We start from the raw sequence: 16868 nt of genomic DNA, 5'->3' as shown, positions 1-16868 counted from the left end.
CAAATTATGAAGAAACTTTTTTTACTGATTTTCTTGATCACCGCATCGCTGGGCCATGCCCAAAAAGGCGAAGACAATACGACGTACAACCTCAAACAAGTCGACGAAGCCCCGGCTCCCGAAGGAACCGCATTTGCCGACTATTTCAAAAAGAATTTCAAGAGCACCGAAAAACTGGCCGCTCCGTTACAAATTTCATTTCTCGTCGAAAAGGGCGGTGTCGTACACGATGCCAAGGTTTTCGGGGAAGTTTCGCCAGCCGTCAGTAAAGAAGCCATTCGCGTAATCAAATCCCTGAAAAAATGGAAGCCGGGTAAAAAAGGCGGAAAAGCCGTAAGGGTTCGCTACACCGCGACCATCAATTTATAACTGCATGAGGAAAAACCTTTCACATATTACTTTAGGAAAGCAATCCGTCGGCAATCGACAGCCAACGGAAAATTTCATGACCGCCGAAGGCATCGAAGTCAAATCGCATTATTCTGAGAAAGACCTTGAAAATCTCGAGCATCTCGATTTCGGGGCGGGTTTTGCGCCCAATCTGCGCGGCCCTTATGCGACGATGTATGTACGCCGTCCATGGACCATTCGCCAATACGCCGGATTTTCGACCGCCGAGGAAAGCAACGCGTTTTACCGCAGAAATTTGGCAGCAGGACAAAAAGGCTTGTCGGTTGCGTTTGATTTGGCGACACACCGCGGTTATGATTCCGATCACGAACGCGTGGTGGGCGATGTCGGGAAAGCCGGCGTGGCGATCGATTCGGTCGAAGACATGAAGGTGTTGTTCGACCAGATTCCGCTCGACGAGATGTCGGTTTCGATGACCATGAACGGTGCCGTGTTGCCGATTATGGCGTTTTACATCGTGGCTGCCGAAGAACAGGGCGTCAAACCCGAACAACTCTCGGGAACCATCCAAAATGACATCCTCAAGGAATTCATGGTGCGCAACACCTATATTTATCCACCGACGCCATCGATGAAAATCATCGCCGATATTTTTGAATTCACGAGCAAAAAAATGCCGAAGTTCAACTCGATCTCGATTTCGGGCTACCACATGCAGGAAGCCGGAGCTACCGCCGATATTGAGCTCGCTTATACCTTGGCCGACGGACTCGAATACATCCGCACCGGTTTGGCTGCCGGAATGAAAATAGACGACTTCGCACCGCGCCTTTCGTTCTTTTGGGCCATCGGCATGAACCATTTCATGGAAATCGCGAAAATGCGCGCCGGACGCATGATCTGGGCGAAACTGCTCAAACAATTCAATCCGAAAGACGATAAATCCTTGGCGCTGCGTACGCATTGCCAGACATCGGGCTGGAGTTTGACCGAGCAGGATCCGTTCAACAATGTGGCGCGCACCTGTATCGAAGCGGCCGCGGCAGCCTTTGGCGGAACTCAATCGTTGCACACCAACGCACTCGACGAGGCCATCGCCTTGCCAACCGATTTTTCGGCACGTATTGCACGAAACACGCAAATCTTTTTGCAGGAAGAAACCAAGATCACCAAAACCGTCGATCCTTGGGCGGGCAGTTATTATGTAGAAAGCCTGACGCATGAAATCGCGCAAAGCGCCTGGAAATTGATTGAGGAAGTCGAGGAACTCGGCGGAATGACCAAAGCGATCGAGGCCGGCATTCCCAAATTGCGCATCGAAGAAGCGGCCGCAAGAAAACAGGCACGCATCGATAGCGGACAGGACATCATCGTGGGGGTCAATAAATACCGCCTCGAAAAAGAAGATCCGTTGCACATCCTTGATGTCGACAACCAAAAGGTGCGCAAACAACAGGTGGAACGACTGGAGGAAATCAAACAAAAAAGAGACAACAACAAAGTATCCGGATGCATCGCGGCACTGATAGAATGTGCCAAAACAGGCAACGGAAATTTATTGGAATTGGCCGTTGAAGCCGCCAGAAATCGCGTCACTTTGGGCGAAATCAGCGATGCTTTGGAAACGGTCTTCGGAAGATACAAAGCACAAATCAAATCATTCAGCGGCGTGTACAGCAAGGAAATTAAGAACGATGAAAGTTTCGGAAAAGCCAAACAATTGGCCGATGCGTTTGCCCAACAGGAAGGCCGACGACCACGCATCATGATCGCCAAAATGGGCCAGGATGGTCATGACCGCGGCGCTAAAGTGGTCGCAACGGGTTATGCCGACGTAGGTTTTGACGTAGACATCGGACCGTTGTTCCAAACTCCGGCCGAGGCAGCCAAACAGGCCGTGGAAAACGACGTGCACATTTTGGGCGTTTCATCTTTGGCAGCGGGTCATAAAACATTGGTCCCGCAGGTCATTGAAGAACTCAAAAAATACGGGCGCGAAGACATCATGGTTATCGTAGGAGGCGTCATTCCGGCGCAAGATTACCAGTATTTGTTTGATGCCGGTGCGGTGGCAGTCTTTGGTCCGGGAACCAAAATCAGCGAGGCCGCAATCAAAATCCTCGAAATATTGATTACCGAATAGATGCAAAAAAGGCTGTCAATCGACAGCCTTTCTCTTTCAAAAAAACTATTTACTGCTTGGTCAGGTTGACTACTTTTACGCCGTTGTCGGTGTAAAGTTTCATGAGGTAGTTGCCTTGCGCCAAGCTGGAAACATTGAGTTTGCCCTCGTTGGACCTGATTTCACTGGTCATCATTTTTTGTCCCAGCATATTGTAGATTTCAGCCGTATTGATGTTTTCTGAATTCCTGATGTTGACTTCGTCTTTCACAGGGTTCGGATAAACACCCAAGCTTCTGGTGTCAAATCCGGTCGTACCCAAAGTCGTGTTGTAAACCGAAATCTGGAATTCTCCCGCCACAGCCGGAGTAAAGATACTCTGGTATTGGAACACGCCGATGTAAAGCGTCGCACCTGGAGTCAATCCGGCAAGATTCAACAAAGAGAATGTTCCTTCGGGACTGTCATCGTCGTCGCATTCGATGGCCACGAGCGAACCACAAGTTCCCGAATAAGCCACGATAACCGTATCGGTATTTTCAGAGCCGATCACTTCGCCGGTTTCGATAATGAGGTTTCCATCAGATGGGACTTCGACCGTAAACCAAACATCGTCGGCAATCGAAGTTTGGCAGCTAGGCACCAATGACCCAAGTGTTGACGCCACGTTGGTAGCGGTATAGGATCCGCTTGCAAAATCAAAACCTACGGTGAGCGGGGTCGCATTGTCACAATCGTCATTGGCCGGCGGAAGTGCCGCAGTAGTAAAGCTTACGCTGACCCAGTCACTGAAGCTGCCGCCTCCGCAATCGGTGCGGATGTACACATCATAAGCAGTTGCCGCATCGAGGTCGGGCAAGGTCGCAGGGCCGAGATCGGTTGCGTTGATCACGGTTCCGGTACCGATGGTAAATCCGGCCGGGCCGTATTCAATTTGATAGGTCGAAATCAGGCCAACGCCCAACCAAGACAAAACGGCATCCGCAGAAGTAATGTCGCTGATGGCCACCTGTGTAGGCGGCTGGCAGGAAGGAAGTGCCGTATTGACCACATCGTCAATATCGAAATAGAACATATCGGTTGTGCTCGAATAGAAACCGATGTAAATGGTTTGTCCCACATAACCGCTCAAGTCGACGGCATAATTGTAGAACAAAAGACCGCTTGGCGGTGCAATACCGGCCACCAACGTCGTAGTGAAATCGGCGGCATTGGTTCCTGTGGTGGACACTTTGACGTCGATGATTTCCGGATAATCCGCATCACGGCTGCGTCCCCAAAAAGTCAGGTAGTCGTTCACGCCTGCCTGTACGGTAATGGCCGGGGTCACCAAATAATCGTCGTGGGCGGTACTGCCGTAGCCGATTCCGGCAATGTTCACCCCCGAATGCGCCGTGAGTACTTCGGCTTCGGAAAGGTCGATCAATTGCCAAGTATTGGCATCACCACCATTGATGGCAGTCCATCCTGCAGGCAGGGTCGCCCCTCCTTCAAAATCTTCAGAAAACTGCGCGAAAGACGCCACAGTAGTAAAGAAGAATGCAAATAAAAAAGTAATGTTCTTCATAACAGATTACAAGTATTAGATTGATATTGAACCTAAAGTTAAACCAAATGAAGTTGGCAGACCTAAATTTTAATATAGCTTTAGGAGAATTTTAATACTTCTTGCCCCAAAACTTCCAATTGTATAAAGTTTAATAGAAATCTTACAAATCAAATTAACACCGTTCCCATTTTTCTTGGAATATCATCGGGATTGATTTGCTGGTGAATCTTTGTATCTTTATCCGATACATTCCATTTCCCAATGTCAAAACTTCCGCATACCGCTACCAGTATTTTTACGGTGATGACACAGATGGCCAACCAGCACCAAGCCGTCAATTTGTCACAGGGCTTCCCGAACTTTCCCGTCGATGCCCGGTTGCTCGAGATCATCGCCAGAAAAACGGCCGAAAACGTCCACCAATACCAGCCTTCGTCGGGTTATCCGCCGCTGTTGCAGAAAATCGCGCGCTTGATTTTTGACTCCTACCAAAGAAAAGTCAATCCCGATACCGAAATTCTCGTCACGGCCGGCGCCACCCAAGGCATTTTTACGGCAATCCAGGCTTTGGTCTATCCGGGAGATGAAGTCGTCATCCTCGATCCTTGTTATGATTCCTATGAGACTCCGATTGTCCTCAGCGGTGCCAAAGCCATCCATGTTTCGCTCCTACCAGACTTCACACCCGATTGGGAAGCGATTGCCAATGCAGTCCATTCCAAGACCAGAATGATCATCATCAACAATCCGCACAATCCTTCGGGAAGAATCTGGACCGAAACCGATTTTGTCGCGCTCGAAGACCTTACGGCCCGATTCCCCAACCTGATCGTGCTTTCGGATGAAGTCTACGAATACATCACTTTTGAACAACCGCATGTCTCGATCCATCACCGTGAAAAACTACACGACCGCAGCCTTTCGGTTTCTTCCTTTGGCAAATCGTTCCACATTACGGGCTGGAAAATCGGCTATTTGGTTGGACCCGAAAGTTTGATAAAAGAAATCAAGAAAGTCCACCAATTCTTGGTGTTCAGCGTCAACAGCCTGGCGCAGGCGGCCATCAGCGATTACCTAGACCTGGTCGATGTGACCGCGCTTCGTCCGTTTTATCAAAACAAAAGAGACACGTTCAGGAAACTGATGGCCAATACGCCTTTTGAATGGTTGCCCTGCGAGGGTTCGTATTTCCAGGTGGCTTCTTATGCGGGTTTTTCAAGCGAAAGCGATGTCGATTTTACCAAAAGACTCGTCACCGATTACGGCGTGGCGGCGATTCCGGTTTCTGCTTTTTATGCCGATGGAAAAGACCTCAGCCACATCCGGTTTTGTTTTGCCAAAGACGAGCAAACGCTGGCCAAAGCCGCCGAAAGGTTAGCCCAGCTTTGACCTGAAATGGATCGACCCATCGGTTCTGCGTAAAAAAACCATCCTGCGGATGGTTTTTTTTTGCTTTTTAGTTAGCTTTGGAAAAATTGCCATCCCTTCTTGCCATGTCCGGACTTCGTAAGACCTTGTTGTTATTTGCCTTGCTGTTTGGCTGTTGCGCCTTCTCGCAGCAACACGGCAACGTGCAATTGCAAAAAGGTTGGGCCGCCTTGGTCAAGGACGATGAAACCCAGGCGTTTCGCCATTTCTTTGCAGCCTACGAAAAGGCCGTGGCGGAAAACCATACCGCCGACAAAGCCGAATCGTTGTTGTACCTGGGCATCTGTTCGTTCGGGTCAAGTCTTGAAAAGGGATTGCAATACGCCACACAATCGTTGGCCGAATTCAAAAAACTCGAACCAATCAATCCGAAACAGGCCAAAATCGGCAGGAGCAAATGCCTGCAACTGATCAGTACGATCTACAGCCGACAGAAAAAATACAACCAAGCCATCGACATGAGCCGCGAAGTGGTCCAGACTTTAGGGCCCGAAAATGATGCCAGCGGCACGTTGGGCCTTGCCTATTCAAGCTTGGGTGCCTTATACGAAAAACAAAAAAAGGATTCTGCGGATTACTTTTTCCGCATGGCGCTCAGCGATTTCAAAAAGCACAACAATTATGCGTATTTGCCGAATGCCTACATCAAAATCGGGCAATCGCTGACCCGGCAAAACAAAGCCGCCGACAGTTATTCGTATTTTTACAAGGCGTTGCTTTTGGCCGATTCCACGCAAAACAAACAAGCACAGGTTTCGTCTTATATGGCGCTGGCCGAATGGCACAAAACCCATGGGCGCGATCCCGGGCAGGCAAAAAACCTGTACCAAAAGGCACGCAGTATTGCCCAATCGCTTACCGACAAATCATTCGAAATCCGCGCAATCGAAGCCTTGATTGCACAACAGCAGCAAACGCACGACTATCATCAGGTTGCCCAGTTGCAATCGGATTTGCTCAAAATCAAGGACCAATTTTATTCGCTCGAGCGCGAACAAATCGCCAAAAGCCTCGAGGTTCAATTTGAGGTTTCGGAAAAGGACCGCAAACTGGCGCTCATCTCCAAGGAAAAAGAAGTCTCGCGGCTCACGAACTACCTGCTGGCCATTTGCATCGGCGTATTGCTGATCCTTTTTGGAATCGGCTACTTCTTTCTCAAACGCCTCAACAAACGCGACAAGCAATTGCTCAAAACCAAGGAAGCCTTGGTCGAGGCTTTGGAAAGTCAAAAAGCGCTCAAGGAACAACAATTCCAGAACGACCTCGAACACAAGGAAAGCCAGCTCAGCGCCATTACGTTGCAGATGTTGCAAAAGAATGAGATGGTCGAGGAAATCAAATCGGCGATCGAAAAGGAAAACCAGCTAACCGAACAGCAACTGCTCCGGATGGTCAACAAATATTTTACGCAGAGCGATTCGTGGAGCGATTTCGATCTGTATTTCGAGAGCATCAACAAGAATTTCTACACACGGCTCAAGCAACGTTATCCCGACATCAGCGCCAATGATTTGAAAATTTGTGCGTTGATCAAGCTCAACCTGTCGATCAAGGAAATGGCCTCGATCCTGAATATTTCTCCCGACAGCGTCAAAACGGCCCGGTACCGACTGCGCAAAAAATTGCAATTGCAGACCGAGGAAAACCTGACCGACTTCATTCTTTCTGTTTAAAAAATAGCCGTTGTCAACCTGCAATCTACCGTAAAACAAAGGCTTGTACACCTTTTGTCTACCTGTTTTTTATGGCTGTCGCGTAGGCAATGGCTATCTTTGGTTCAACAAAATGCGATCAAAAAGAAATTCGTTGAACCTTTTAAAACGATTGTTATGAAGAAAATTTACACTTTAATCTGTATCGGATTGGCAACGCTGACCCATGCCCAAGTTCCCAATGCCGATTTCGAACAAGCCCTAGGCTATGGCCAAACCAATGTTTGGGGTTGGGGACAATTGTTCATCCTTCCGGTGAGTATGGATCTGGAAACCGGCGAATCGACATCGGATTCCATCCTGTTTGAAGAAGCCTCGCTGGGCGGTTTTTGTACCTCGACGACCGACGCACATACGGGACAACGGGCGATGATGATCCGCAATGCGTTTAACATCACGCAGAATGAAGTCATTCCGGGCAAGGCCGATTTGTTCAATACCGAAATTTCTGAACAACCAAGCGGCTGGAATGTAGGCGTACCGGTGGAGGCCAATGCCGAAATCGACCAATTGTCGTTCTGGTATAAGTTTTCCCCTATTGGAAATGATGTGGCCGAGGCCAAGCTCGAACTGCTCAATGAAAACAACCAACCGATCGGAACGGCCAGAATCCTGATTTCGGAAGCGACCGAAACCTATACTTATGCCTCCGTACCACTGACTTTAGACGCCAATGGCGCACCGGCTTTCCTGACGATCAGTTTTTCGATGGCCGCCGAAGGATCGGAACCGGCTTTTGGCAGCAGCCTGACCGTTGACGACTTGAAAGTCAACAATACTGCATTGCAGACGGCCCAATTTGCAACCGCCCCTTTTTCGATTTATCCTACTGTCGCCGACCAGGAAATCAACCTTCGATCCAACCAGGGCGGTCATTATACAATCAGCTTGGTCAACATGCAAGGACGTGTCGTGGCGCAATACAACAAGACTTTGCAAAATGGCATCGCTTCCCCGATTGATGTGGGGCCACTCGCCACTGGCGTTTATTTGGTCAAGGCTTTTGGCAACAACACATCGACAACCGCTAAATTCATTAAAAAGTAAGCAATAGTTATTTCAAGGAAAGGCCGGTCGGAATTTTTCTGTCCGGCTTTTTTGCGTCCTGGATTATCATTACTTTTAATTTCTATTTTTCTGAAAAACCATGACTTACAGAGAATTCTACAACCAAACACTGGGCGAAAACATCGCCGCGGACCAAGAACTTCCTTATCCGATCCGCAAGGTAACTTTTGAGAAAGGCCAGGTCATCACGGCTTATGGGGAAATCCAGCAACAGGTGTATTTCCTCAATTCGGGTATTGTAGAAATGACCATCAAAAGCTACATGATCGAGAAGGTCATCGATTTCTTTTTTGAGGGCAGTATGTTTACGGCGTTGACTTCATTTCTGACGCAGAAGCCGTCCGATGTGCAGATTGTTGCCGTAACCCATTGCGAAGCCGAAGCGATCAACCGTAACGACTTGTACCAATCGTACGAAACTTCCCTCAATGCCAATAAAATGGGACGCATCATCCTCGAAGGGGCGTACCTCAAAAAGGCCAAGCGCGAAAAGGATTTCCTGTGCAAGACCGCAGAGGAATTGTACGCCGAGATGCTGCATACGCACAAAGCCTACGTTTCCAACATTCCGGTCAATAAAATCGCCAAATACCTCGGCATCCATCCCGAGAGCTTGAGCCGCATCCGCAAGAAACTCAGTTCCTAACATAGGTCAAGGCCAAAAATTAGCGGGCCTTGAAGCGTCAAACTAATTTTGCTGTGGATTTAAAACACAAAATTATGAAGACACCATTTGAACTTTTGACAGAGCCAATCAACTTGGCCGTCGTTTGTATGTATTTGTCGTTGATGCTTTGGGAAGCCCTGTTTCCGGCACGCAAACTGCCCGATGTAAAATTTTGGCGTGGGAAGGGAATCCTGTTTTTCATCGGGTTCTTTCTGTTGTCGAATTACCTGCCGATGCTGTATGTTTCCTTTTTACCCGATGTGAAGTTGTTCGATTTTTCGCAGCAAAATGTCATCGTTGGCAGCATTGCCGGATTTTTGGCCTACGAACTCGCGCTGTACACCTGGCACCGCAGCCTACACAAGAGCGACTGGCTGTGGCGGGTATTCCACCAGATGCACCATAGCGCCGAACGCATTGACACCTTTGGCGCATTTTATTTTAGTCCGGTCGACATGGTGGGCTTTTCCGTGATGGGAACTTTATGCTTTTCCTGTTTCATTGGGCTTTCTCCCGAAGCGGTAACGGTCGTCTTGCTGTTGACGAACTTTTTTAATATTTTCCAACACGCCAACATCCGTACGCCGAAGTGGCTCGGTTACCTCATCCAACGGCCCGAAAGCCATGCGATGCACCATTCGAAAGGCATCCACCAGTACAATTATTGCGACCTGCCGTTCATTGACATGCTGTTCGGTACGTTCCGCAATCCCGACGGATACCTTCATGAGAATGGTTTCTTTGAAGGCGCTTCTGCCAAAATCAAGGAAATGATATTATTTCGCGACATCAACAAAGCCAGTTAAATCCAAAGCATCATCAATCACCCGAGGCATTTGATATTATTCGGCAATACCAGGTGCCGCGGAAAGAATACATACAATCACAAACCTGCAACATTGCGCTGCAGGTTTTTTTATGTGAAATTTAGCAAAAGGTGTTCAAAAACAGCCTCTCATTCTGCGAATATTAACTAATTTTGCTTATACTTGTTAGACCATAAAACCTACTACACGGATGACTACGGAACATCAATTCAGGAAACGGCTGGATTCATTACTCGAGGGCATTCAGATTATCGATTACAACTGGCGCTACATTTATCTCAACAATGTGATGATTGTTCAGGCCAGGATGCCGAAAGAAGAATTGCTGGGGTTTACGATGATGGAAAAATACCCCGGTATCGAACAGACCCCGATGTTCAAGATACTGCAAAAATGTATGTCCGACCGCAAACCGCGTCGCCTCGAAAACAAGTTCATCTATCCGGACCAAACCGTCCGCTGGTTCGACCTGAGCATTGAACCTGCCGAAGAAGGATTGTGCATTTTATCGCTCGACATCACCCAGCACAAGGAATATGAGGCGCGCATCAACAAAGGCAAAAACCTGTATGCCTTTTTGAGCCACATCAACCAGAGCATCGTCCACATCAAGTCCGAAAAGGAACTGTTTAAGAATGCCTGCAAAATTGCGACTTATTATGGAGGCTTCAAGATGGCTTGGATCGGGCTTTTCGACGCCTATTATACCTCGATTACACTCGTCGAACAAACCGGCATCAAAAAAACGGAGCTTGGTTTGTTCAAGAATGCGTTGCTTTCGGGCCAATGTCCGACCAAGCACGTGCTGGCCTCGAACCAACACTATTTGTGCAACGACATGGGCACTTTGGCTTACGAGCCGCTCAAAACTTTTGTACAAGCCAATGGCATCCAGTCTTTTATCGTTATTCCTTTGCACAAAAGCGGAAAAATCGTGGGCACCTTTAGCTTTTATTCGGACAAGAAAGATTTCATGGGCCCCGAAGAAATCAAGTTGCTGGTCGAGATCTCGTCCGATATTTCTTTTGCGCTCGACAATTACGAGAAAGAACGCATGCACCGCGAGACAGAACTGCTGGTGCTCGAGAATGAAAAGCGTTTCCGGGCGTTGATCGAAAAGAGCACCGATATGAAAACGCTCGCGAGTCACGATGGCAAGTTGCTCTACGGTAGCCCGTCGATTTCACAAACCTTGGGTTACGATCGCGCCAATATGCGGTTGGCCTCGGTTTACGATTTTATCCATCCCGATGATTTGGAGGCTTTTACCCAAAACCGCAAACGCATCTCCAAAAAACCCGGTGCTTCGTTCGATTTTGAAATGCGCATGAAACACGAGAAAGGCCATTGGGTCTGGACCGAAGGCACGGTCACGAATATGCTCGAGGAATCGGGGGTGCATGCGCTGGTGTCGAATTTCAGGGACATTTCGGAGAAGAAAAAAACCGAACAGCAAATCGAATTCGACCGCAACAACACCGAAGCGCTCATCAACAACACCGCGGACTTGATGTGGAGCGTCGATAAAAACCTCAGGCTCATCACTTCCAATCGGGCTTTCGACGAGGCATCGGCGAAAATCTATGGCAAAAAACTGCTCCTTGGCCAAAAATTACTTGACGATTCGTTGCCACCCAAAATCAAGAAAAAATACATCCATTATTACAAGAAAGCATTGGCCGGCGAATCGTTCCGCGAAACCATCCGCTTGACCGAAACCGAAGGCAACTGGGCAGAAATTGCGTTTTGCCCGATCATCAAAGGCCCAGAAATCGTGGGCGTGGCCTGTCACTCGCACGACATTACCGCAAGGATCCATTCAGAGAAAAGGCTCGAAAACCAAAACCGCGAACTGCTCAAGACCAATTTCGAGCTCGATCGTTTCGTGTACAGCGTGTCACATGATTTGCGTTCGCCGCTGACTTCGGTGCTCGGGCTGCTCGCTTTTATGGAAGAAGAAACCGCTGAACCCGAAACCCTGCAGCATGTGCAGATGATCCGCAGCCGCATCCACCGGCTTGATGACTTCATCAAAAACATCCTCAATTATTCGCGGAACAACCGCACCGAACTCGAAATCCAGATGGTTCCGGTGGAGAAAATTATCCTCGAAACCGTGTCATCGCTGGCCGACATCAAACAGGCCAAGAACATCGAATTCAAGATCAGTTGCGACGATCAGGTTCCGTTTTGCACCGATTTGCTGAGTTTCAAGACCGTTGTGGAAAACATCATTTCGAACGCGATCAAATTTACCGCAAAAAGCCGTTCCAAGCCGTACATCCGAATCAAGGCCAAGACCGACTCGAAAAAATTGTCGCTCGTCATCGAGGACAATGGCATCGGGATTCCGCAAAAACACCAGGACAAAATCTTCGATATGTTTTTTCGCGCTTCGGCCGATACCGAAGGCAGTGGAATCGGTTTGTACATCGTGCGCGAAATCGTGGAAAAACTCGGTGGGACGATTACCGTCAAATCGGAAGAAAACAAAAAGACCGCCTTTACCATCACGCTCAAAAACTTCAACCCATGACCGCACCACACTCGACCTACCCCAAAGTAATGGTCATCGATGACAATCCGATCGACCTCTACATTGCCACCAAATTACTCAAGAACAACCACTTTGCCCAAGAAATACAGGCTTACAACGCGGCTGGCAAAGCGCTCGATTACCTCAAAGCGCACTGCCAGCATACCGAATCGTTGCCACAGGTCATCCTGGTCGACATCTACATGCCCGAAATGTCGGGTTTCGAATTCATGGAAGCCTATGACCTCCTGCCCGATTCGCTCAAACAAAATTGCAAGGTGTACATTGTTTCCTCGAGCATAGACAGCAAGGACATCGTGCGCGCCAACGAAGACAAGAATGTGATTGCGTTTCGCGAAAAACCGCTTACGAAGGAATTTCTCGATGAAATTGCCGCAGCCTGATTGTTGAATTTTCTAAACCTGCACCGGTTTTTTAGTATCTTAGCCCAACTAAACAACCCACCATGGATTTTACACAGAAAATGCTGCGCGACGATGCGCTCAAAGGCAAAACGATCGTAGTGACGGGCGGCGGAAGCGGCCTCGGTAAAGCAATGACCAAATACTTCCTCGAACTCGGCGCCAATGTCGCGATTACTTCACGCGATTTGGACAAACTCAAAACCACCGCGGCTGAATTGGAAGCCGCTACAGGTGGAAAGTGTCTGCCGCTGCAATGCGATGTGCGCCATTACGACCAGGTCGAAAGTATGCTTGCCGAAGTTTTGAAAACGTTTGGTAAAGTTGACGTCTTACTCAACAATGCGGCGGGAAATTTCATTTCGCCTACCGAAAGATTGTCGGCCAATGCGTTTGACACGATCATCGAAATTGTCTTGAAAGGTTCCAAAAACTGCACGCTGGCGTTCGGCAAACACTGGATCGACACCAAGCAAACTTCCGCTACGATTTTGAATATCGTGACGACTTATGCCTGGACCGGTTCGGCTTATGTGGTGCCGAGCGCAACTGCCAAAGCCGGCGTTCTCGCGATGACGCGAAGCCTTGCGGTGGAATGGGCGAAGTATGGCATCCGTTCGAATGCGATTGCGCCCGGACCGTTCCCGACCAAAGGCGCGTGGGACCGATTGTTACCGGGCGACTTGAAAGAAAAATTCGATTTGGCCAAGAAAGTACCGTTGCAACGCGTGGGCGACCATCAGGAACTCGCGAATTTAGCCGCTTATCTCGTTTCGGATTTTTCTGCTTATGTGAACGGGGAGGTTATTACGATTGACGGAGGCGAATGGCTCAAAGGCGCGGGACAGTTTAATTTGCTCGAGGCGATTCCGGAGGAGATGTGGGATATGTTGGAGATGATGATTAAGGCGAAGAAAGGCAATTGATAATTGATAATTAACAATTGATAATTATTCGGACTTGTTACAAACCCGTGTGCCCTAGCCCCGATTGCAGCGGTTATCCTTTTTCGCGCTGCTGCCAGCGCGTAAAAGATAAAAGCGGAAAGCGGGAACCAGCTCCTAAAAATCAACCTCTTACAACTTCTTAAATTTCCCAACACTTGAGGCTCAAAACTTTGATTCAATGTTAACAAATAACACTTGAAAAACCCACAAATAATTGTATTTTTACGGCTCAAAATTTTAGAGAGATAAATGGGTAAAATCATTGCTATTGCCAACCAGAAAGGCGGTGTCGGAAAGACCACCACATCGGTAAACCTGGCCGCATCATTGGGCGTATTGGAGAAAAAGGTTTTATTGATCGATGCCGATCCGCAGGCCAATGCGAGTTCGGGATTGGGTATTGATGTCGAATCGGTTGAGATTGGCACCTACCAAATCCTTGAGCACAGCAACACGCCCGAGGAAGCCATCGTCAAGACGTCTTCGCCAAATGTCGACTTGATTGCGGCGCACATCGACTTGGTCGCGATCGAAATCGAGCTCGTCGACAAGGAAAACCGCGAGTACATGCTCAAGCAGGCGCTCGAAAGCATCAAGGGGCAATACGATTACATCCTGATTGATTGCGCACCATCGCTGGGTTTATTGACGCTCAATGCGTTGACGGCTGCCGATTCGGTTGCGATTCCGATTCAGTGTGAATATTTTGCACTCGAAGGTTTGGGCAAATTGCTCAACACAATCAAGAGCGTGCAGAAAATCCACAACCCGAACCTCGACATCGAAGGGTTGCTTTTGACGATGTACGATTCGCGTTTGCGCCTGTCGAACCAGGTGGTGGAGGAAGTGCAGAAGCATTTTCACGACATGGTTTTCGAGACCATTATCCAAAGAAACGTCAAGCTCAGCGAAGCGCCGAGTTTTGGCGAAAGCATCATCAATTATGACGCGACGAGCAAGGGCGCCACAAATTATCTGCACCTTGCACAAGAAATAATTAAAAAGAACAGCAATCCCGTTTTATGACAAAAGTGGTAAAAAAACAAGCCTTGGGAAGAGGATTATCTGCCTTATTGAAAGACCCTGAAAACAACATTCAGTCGGTCGCCGATAAGAATGCCGATAAAGTAGTAGGCAACATCATTGAGCTTGACATCGAGGCCATTGAGATCAACCCGTTCCAGCCGCGCAGCAACTTCAACGAGGAAGCTTTGCAGGAATTGGCGGTTTCGATCCGTGAACTCGGTGTGATCCAACCGATTACTGTCAGGAAATTAGACTTCAACAAATACCAACTCATTTCAGGGGAACGCCGTTTGCGCGCCTCTAAGATTGTAGGATTGACCACCGTTCCGGCGTACATCCGCATCGCCAACGACCAGGAATCTTTGGAAATGGCTTTGGTCGAAAACATCCAGCGCCACGACCTCGACCCGATTGAAATCGCGCTGTCGTACCAGCGTTTGATCGACGAAATCAATTTGACGCAGGAGCAGATGAGCGAGCGCGTGGGCAAAAAACGTTCGACGATTGCGAACTACTTGCGCCTTTTGAAACTCGACCCGATCATCCAGACCGGCATCCGCGACGGATTCATTTCGATGGGCCACGGCCGTGCGATCATCAACATCGACGACCACGACGTGCAGACCGACATTTACCAGAAAATCGTAAGCCAGAACCTTTCCGTGCGCGAAACCGAGGCATTGGTCAAGAATTACCAGGACAGTCTCAAACCGGCCCCGGCCAAAGCCCCAAAAGGCAGCGGCTTTAAAGTGGCCGACGAACAAACCAAAGCCATCGCAAATTATTTCGGGGCCAAGGTTGACGTCAAGGTCGCAGGCAACGGCAAAGGAAAAATTACGATCCCGTTCCATTCTGAGGAAGACTTCAACCGAATCATCAAACTCATCAAAGGTTAGTGATAAAGCAGCTTGCCATATTCTTTGCTTTCTTGTTCTTTGCAAATACGATTTCTGCACAGTCTGGGGGCGAATTGACCGTTGTCCAGGATTCGACCGAAGTCAAGCCGAGAAACGAGGACATCAATCCGTTGTCCCCGGCCAAGGCGGCATTTTATTCTGCAGTGTTTCCGGGACTCGGACAGGCGTACAACAAAAAGTATTGGAAAATGCCTTTGGTGTATGGAGCCATCGGCGCCGGTGTGTATTTTTACACCTGGAACAACCAGAAATACCACGAATTTCGCGACGTATACAAAAGAAGATTGGCCGGTTATACCGATGACAAATACCCGTTTCTCGACAACGAGCGTCTCATTTCGGCACAGCGCTTCTACCAAAAAAACCGCGACATTTCGGCATTGGTCACCGCTGCCTTTTACATCCTGAACATCATCGACGCCAACGTAGATGCGCATTTGATGCAATTCAATGTAGACGACAACCTGACGCTCAAACCCGAAATGTACCGTGATGAATTGTTTAACAAACCCAATGTCGGGTTTACGATTAATTACCAGTTCTGATGAAAATAGCACTTCTGGGATACGGAAAAATGGGCAAGGTCATCGAAAGGATCGCCTTGGAGCGCGGGCATGAAATCGTGTTGCGCAAGACAAGCAACGACTCCTATGACGGATTGGAAAATGCCGATGTCGCGATCGATTTCAGCATTCCCGATGCAGCCGTCGGCAACATTACCGCCTGTTTGAATGGAAACATCCCGATTGTTTCTGGTACGACGGGCTGGCTCGAACACTATCCGAAAATGGTAGCGTTGTGTGAAGATAAAAAGGGCGCATTCATTTATGGATCGAATTTCAGTTTGGGCGTGAATCTGTTTTTTGCGCTCAATGAAAACCTCGCCAAAATGATGGCCCAATTTCCGCAGTACAAAGTGTCGATGGAGGAAATCCACCACACGCAAAAGCTCGATGCCCCGAGTGGAACTGCCATTTCGTTGGCCAAGGACATCATCGAAAATTCCGATTATTCAAGCTGGGCTTTGCCCAATGCCACACCAGCGAAAGATGACGGCACGAGCAAAAGCGAACTGGCGAAGCAAATTTTGATCGACGCCAAAAGAATCGAGAACGTTCCGGGCACGCATTCGGTGTTTTACCATTCCGATGTCGACTCGATCGAAATCAAGCACACCGCACACAGCCGCGAAGGATTTGCGTTTGGCGCGGTCATCGCTGCCGAATGGATTTTGGGCAAAACCGGTGTCTTTACGATGAAAGATGTGTTAAATTTAAATTAAAGCATGTAACGTTG

The 16868-nt window shown here is 48.5% G+C and carries 15 protein-coding genes; 14 read left to right on the top strand and 1 reads right to left on the bottom strand.

The features are described from left to right. Positions 1-6: 6 nt before the first annotated feature. Positions 7-369 carry an energy transducer TonB gene (locus QM717_RS12980; RefSeq protein WP_415037956.1) on the top strand — a complete coding sequence of 121 codons (363 nt, stop codon included), beginning with the start codon at positions 7-9 and terminating at the stop codon, positions 367-369. A gap of 4 nt (positions 370-373) precedes the next feature. Continuing rightward, complete coding sequence (gene scpA / locus QM717_RS12975; protein WP_415037955.1) at positions 374-2494, top strand: methylmalonyl-CoA mutase; 2121 nt, start codon at positions 374-376, stop codon at positions 2492-2494. A gap of 49 nt (positions 2495-2543) precedes the next feature. Here scpA and QM717_RS12970 read toward each other — a convergent pair whose 3' ends face one another. Continuing rightward, the gene (locus QM717_RS12970; RefSeq protein ID WP_415037953.1) at positions 2544-4040 is read right to left on the bottom strand and encodes a choice-of-anchor J domain-containing protein; all 1497 of its coding nucleotides are present in this window, start codon (positions 4038-4040) and stop codon (positions 2544-2546) included. Positions 4041-4283: 243 nt separating this feature from the next. On the opposite strand from QM717_RS12970, the gene QM717_RS12965 reads away from it, so the two are divergent. The 12 genes from QM717_RS12965 to dapB all read left to right on the top strand — a co-directional run bounded on the left by QM717_RS12965 (position 4284) and on the right by dapB (position 16854). Beyond that, entirely contained in the window at positions 4284-5411 is a 1128-nt protein-coding gene (locus tag QM717_RS12965) for a methionine aminotransferase (RefSeq protein WP_415037951.1), read from the top strand. A 104-nt stretch (positions 5412-5515) separates the two neighbouring features. Beyond that, the gene (locus QM717_RS12960; protein ID WP_415037950.1) at positions 5516-7123 is read left to right on the top strand and encodes a hypothetical protein; all 1608 of its coding nucleotides are present in this window, start codon (positions 5516-5518) and stop codon (positions 7121-7123) included. A gap of 156 nt (positions 7124-7279) precedes the next feature. Next, positions 7280-8209, top strand: a complete 930-nt coding sequence (locus tag QM717_RS12955; RefSeq protein ID WP_415037948.1) for a T9SS type A sorting domain-containing protein — start codon at positions 7280-7282, stop codon at positions 8207-8209. 100 nt (positions 8210-8309) lie between these two features. Then, the gene (locus tag QM717_RS12950) at positions 8310-8876 is read left to right on the top strand and encodes a Crp/Fnr family transcriptional regulator (RefSeq protein WP_415037946.1); all 567 of its coding nucleotides are present in this window, start codon (positions 8310-8312) and stop codon (positions 8874-8876) included. Positions 8877-8950: 74 nt separating this feature from the next. Then, positions 8951-9703: a sterol desaturase family protein gene (locus tag QM717_RS12945; protein ID WP_415037944.1), complete on the top strand. Its 753-nt coding sequence runs from the start codon at positions 8951-8953 to the stop codon at positions 9701-9703. 211 nt (positions 9704-9914) lie between these two features. After that, positions 9915-12260 (top strand): PAS domain S-box protein, encoded by a 2346-nt coding sequence (locus QM717_RS12940; protein ID WP_415037942.1) that lies wholly within the window; start codon positions 9915-9917, stop codon positions 12258-12260. Continuing rightward, positions 12257-12664, top strand: a complete 408-nt coding sequence (locus tag QM717_RS12935) for a response regulator (RefSeq protein ID WP_415037940.1) — start codon at positions 12257-12259, stop codon at positions 12662-12664. The genes QM717_RS12940 and QM717_RS12935 overlap by 4 nt, the downstream gene beginning before the upstream one ends. Before the next feature lie 62 nt (positions 12665-12726). Beyond that, positions 12727-13608 carry an SDR family oxidoreductase gene (locus QM717_RS12930; protein WP_415037938.1) on the top strand — a complete coding sequence of 294 codons (882 nt, stop codon included), beginning with the start codon at positions 12727-12729 and terminating at the stop codon, positions 13606-13608. A 270-nt stretch (positions 13609-13878) separates the two neighbouring features. Beyond that, positions 13879-14655, top strand: a complete 777-nt coding sequence (locus QM717_RS12925; protein WP_415037936.1) for a ParA family protein — start codon at positions 13879-13881, stop codon at positions 14653-14655. Continuing rightward, entirely contained in the window at positions 14652-15551 is a 900-nt protein-coding gene (locus tag QM717_RS12920) for a ParB/RepB/Spo0J family partition protein (RefSeq protein ID WP_415037934.1), read from the top strand. The genes QM717_RS12925 and QM717_RS12920 overlap by 4 nt, the downstream gene beginning before the upstream one ends. After that, positions 15551-16117 (top strand): DUF5683 domain-containing protein, encoded by a 567-nt coding sequence (locus tag QM717_RS12915; RefSeq protein WP_415037932.1) that lies wholly within the window; start codon positions 15551-15553, stop codon positions 16115-16117. The genes QM717_RS12920 and QM717_RS12915 overlap by 1 nt, the downstream gene beginning before the upstream one ends. Continuing rightward, complete coding sequence (gene dapB / locus QM717_RS12910) at positions 16117-16854, top strand: 4-hydroxy-tetrahydrodipicolinate reductase (RefSeq protein ID WP_415037930.1); 738 nt, start codon at positions 16117-16119, stop codon at positions 16852-16854. The genes QM717_RS12915 and dapB overlap by 1 nt, the downstream gene beginning before the upstream one ends. Positions 16855-16868 lie beyond the last annotated feature (14 nt).

This window comes from Flavobacterium sp. (assembly GCF_047602195.1).
In the GTDB taxonomy this organism is placed as follows: Bacteria; Bacteroidota; Bacteroidia; order Flavobacteriales; family Flavobacteriaceae; genus Flavobacterium.
This window is presented reverse-complemented; position numbering and strand designations above follow the sequence as displayed.

Bases quoted from the DNA above. Each gene is read 5' to 3' on its own strand.
- QM717_RS12925 (WP_415037936.1), top strand. From the start codon at position 13,879: ATGGGTAAAATCATTGCTATTGCCAACCAGAAAGGCGGTGTCGGAAAG.
- QM717_RS12935 (WP_415037940.1), top strand. From the start codon at position 12,257: ATGACCGCACCACACTCGACCTACCCCAAAGTAATGGTCATCGATGAC.
- QM717_RS12960 (WP_415037950.1), top strand. From the start codon at position 5,516: ATGTCCGGACTTCGTAAGACCTTGTTGTTATTTGCCTTGCTGTTTGGC.
- QM717_RS12950 (WP_415037946.1), top strand. From the start codon at position 8,310: ATGACTTACAGAGAATTCTACAACCAAACACTGGGCGAAAACATCGCC.
- scpA (WP_415037955.1), top strand. From the start codon at position 374: ATGAGGAAAAACCTTTCACATATTACTTTAGGAAAGCAATCCGTCGGC.
- QM717_RS12930 (WP_415037938.1), top strand. From the start codon at position 12,727: ATGGATTTTACACAGAAAATGCTGCGCGACGATGCGCTCAAAGGCAAA.
- QM717_RS12955 (WP_415037948.1), top strand. From the start codon at position 7,280: ATGAAGAAAATTTACACTTTAATCTGTATCGGATTGGCAACGCTGACC.
- QM717_RS12940 (WP_415037942.1), top strand. From the start codon at position 9,915: ATGACTACGGAACATCAATTCAGGAAACGGCTGGATTCATTACTCGAG.
- QM717_RS12945 (WP_415037944.1), top strand. From the start codon at position 8,951: ATGAAGACACCATTTGAACTTTTGACAGAGCCAATCAACTTGGCCGTC.
- QM717_RS12970 (WP_415037953.1), bottom strand. From the start codon at position 4,040: ATGAAGAACATTACTTTTTTATTTGCATTCTTCTTTACTACTGTGGCG.
- dapB (WP_415037930.1), top strand. From the start codon at position 16,117: ATGAAAATAGCACTTCTGGGATACGGAAAAATGGGCAAGGTCATCGAA.
- QM717_RS12920 (WP_415037934.1), top strand. From the start codon at position 14,652: ATGACAAAAGTGGTAAAAAAACAAGCCTTGGGAAGAGGATTATCTGCC.
- QM717_RS12980 (WP_415037956.1), top strand. From the start codon at position 7: ATGAAGAAACTTTTTTTACTGATTTTCTTGATCACCGCATCGCTGGGC.
- QM717_RS12965 (WP_415037951.1), top strand. From the start codon at position 4,284: ATGTCAAAACTTCCGCATACCGCTACCAGTATTTTTACGGTGATGACA.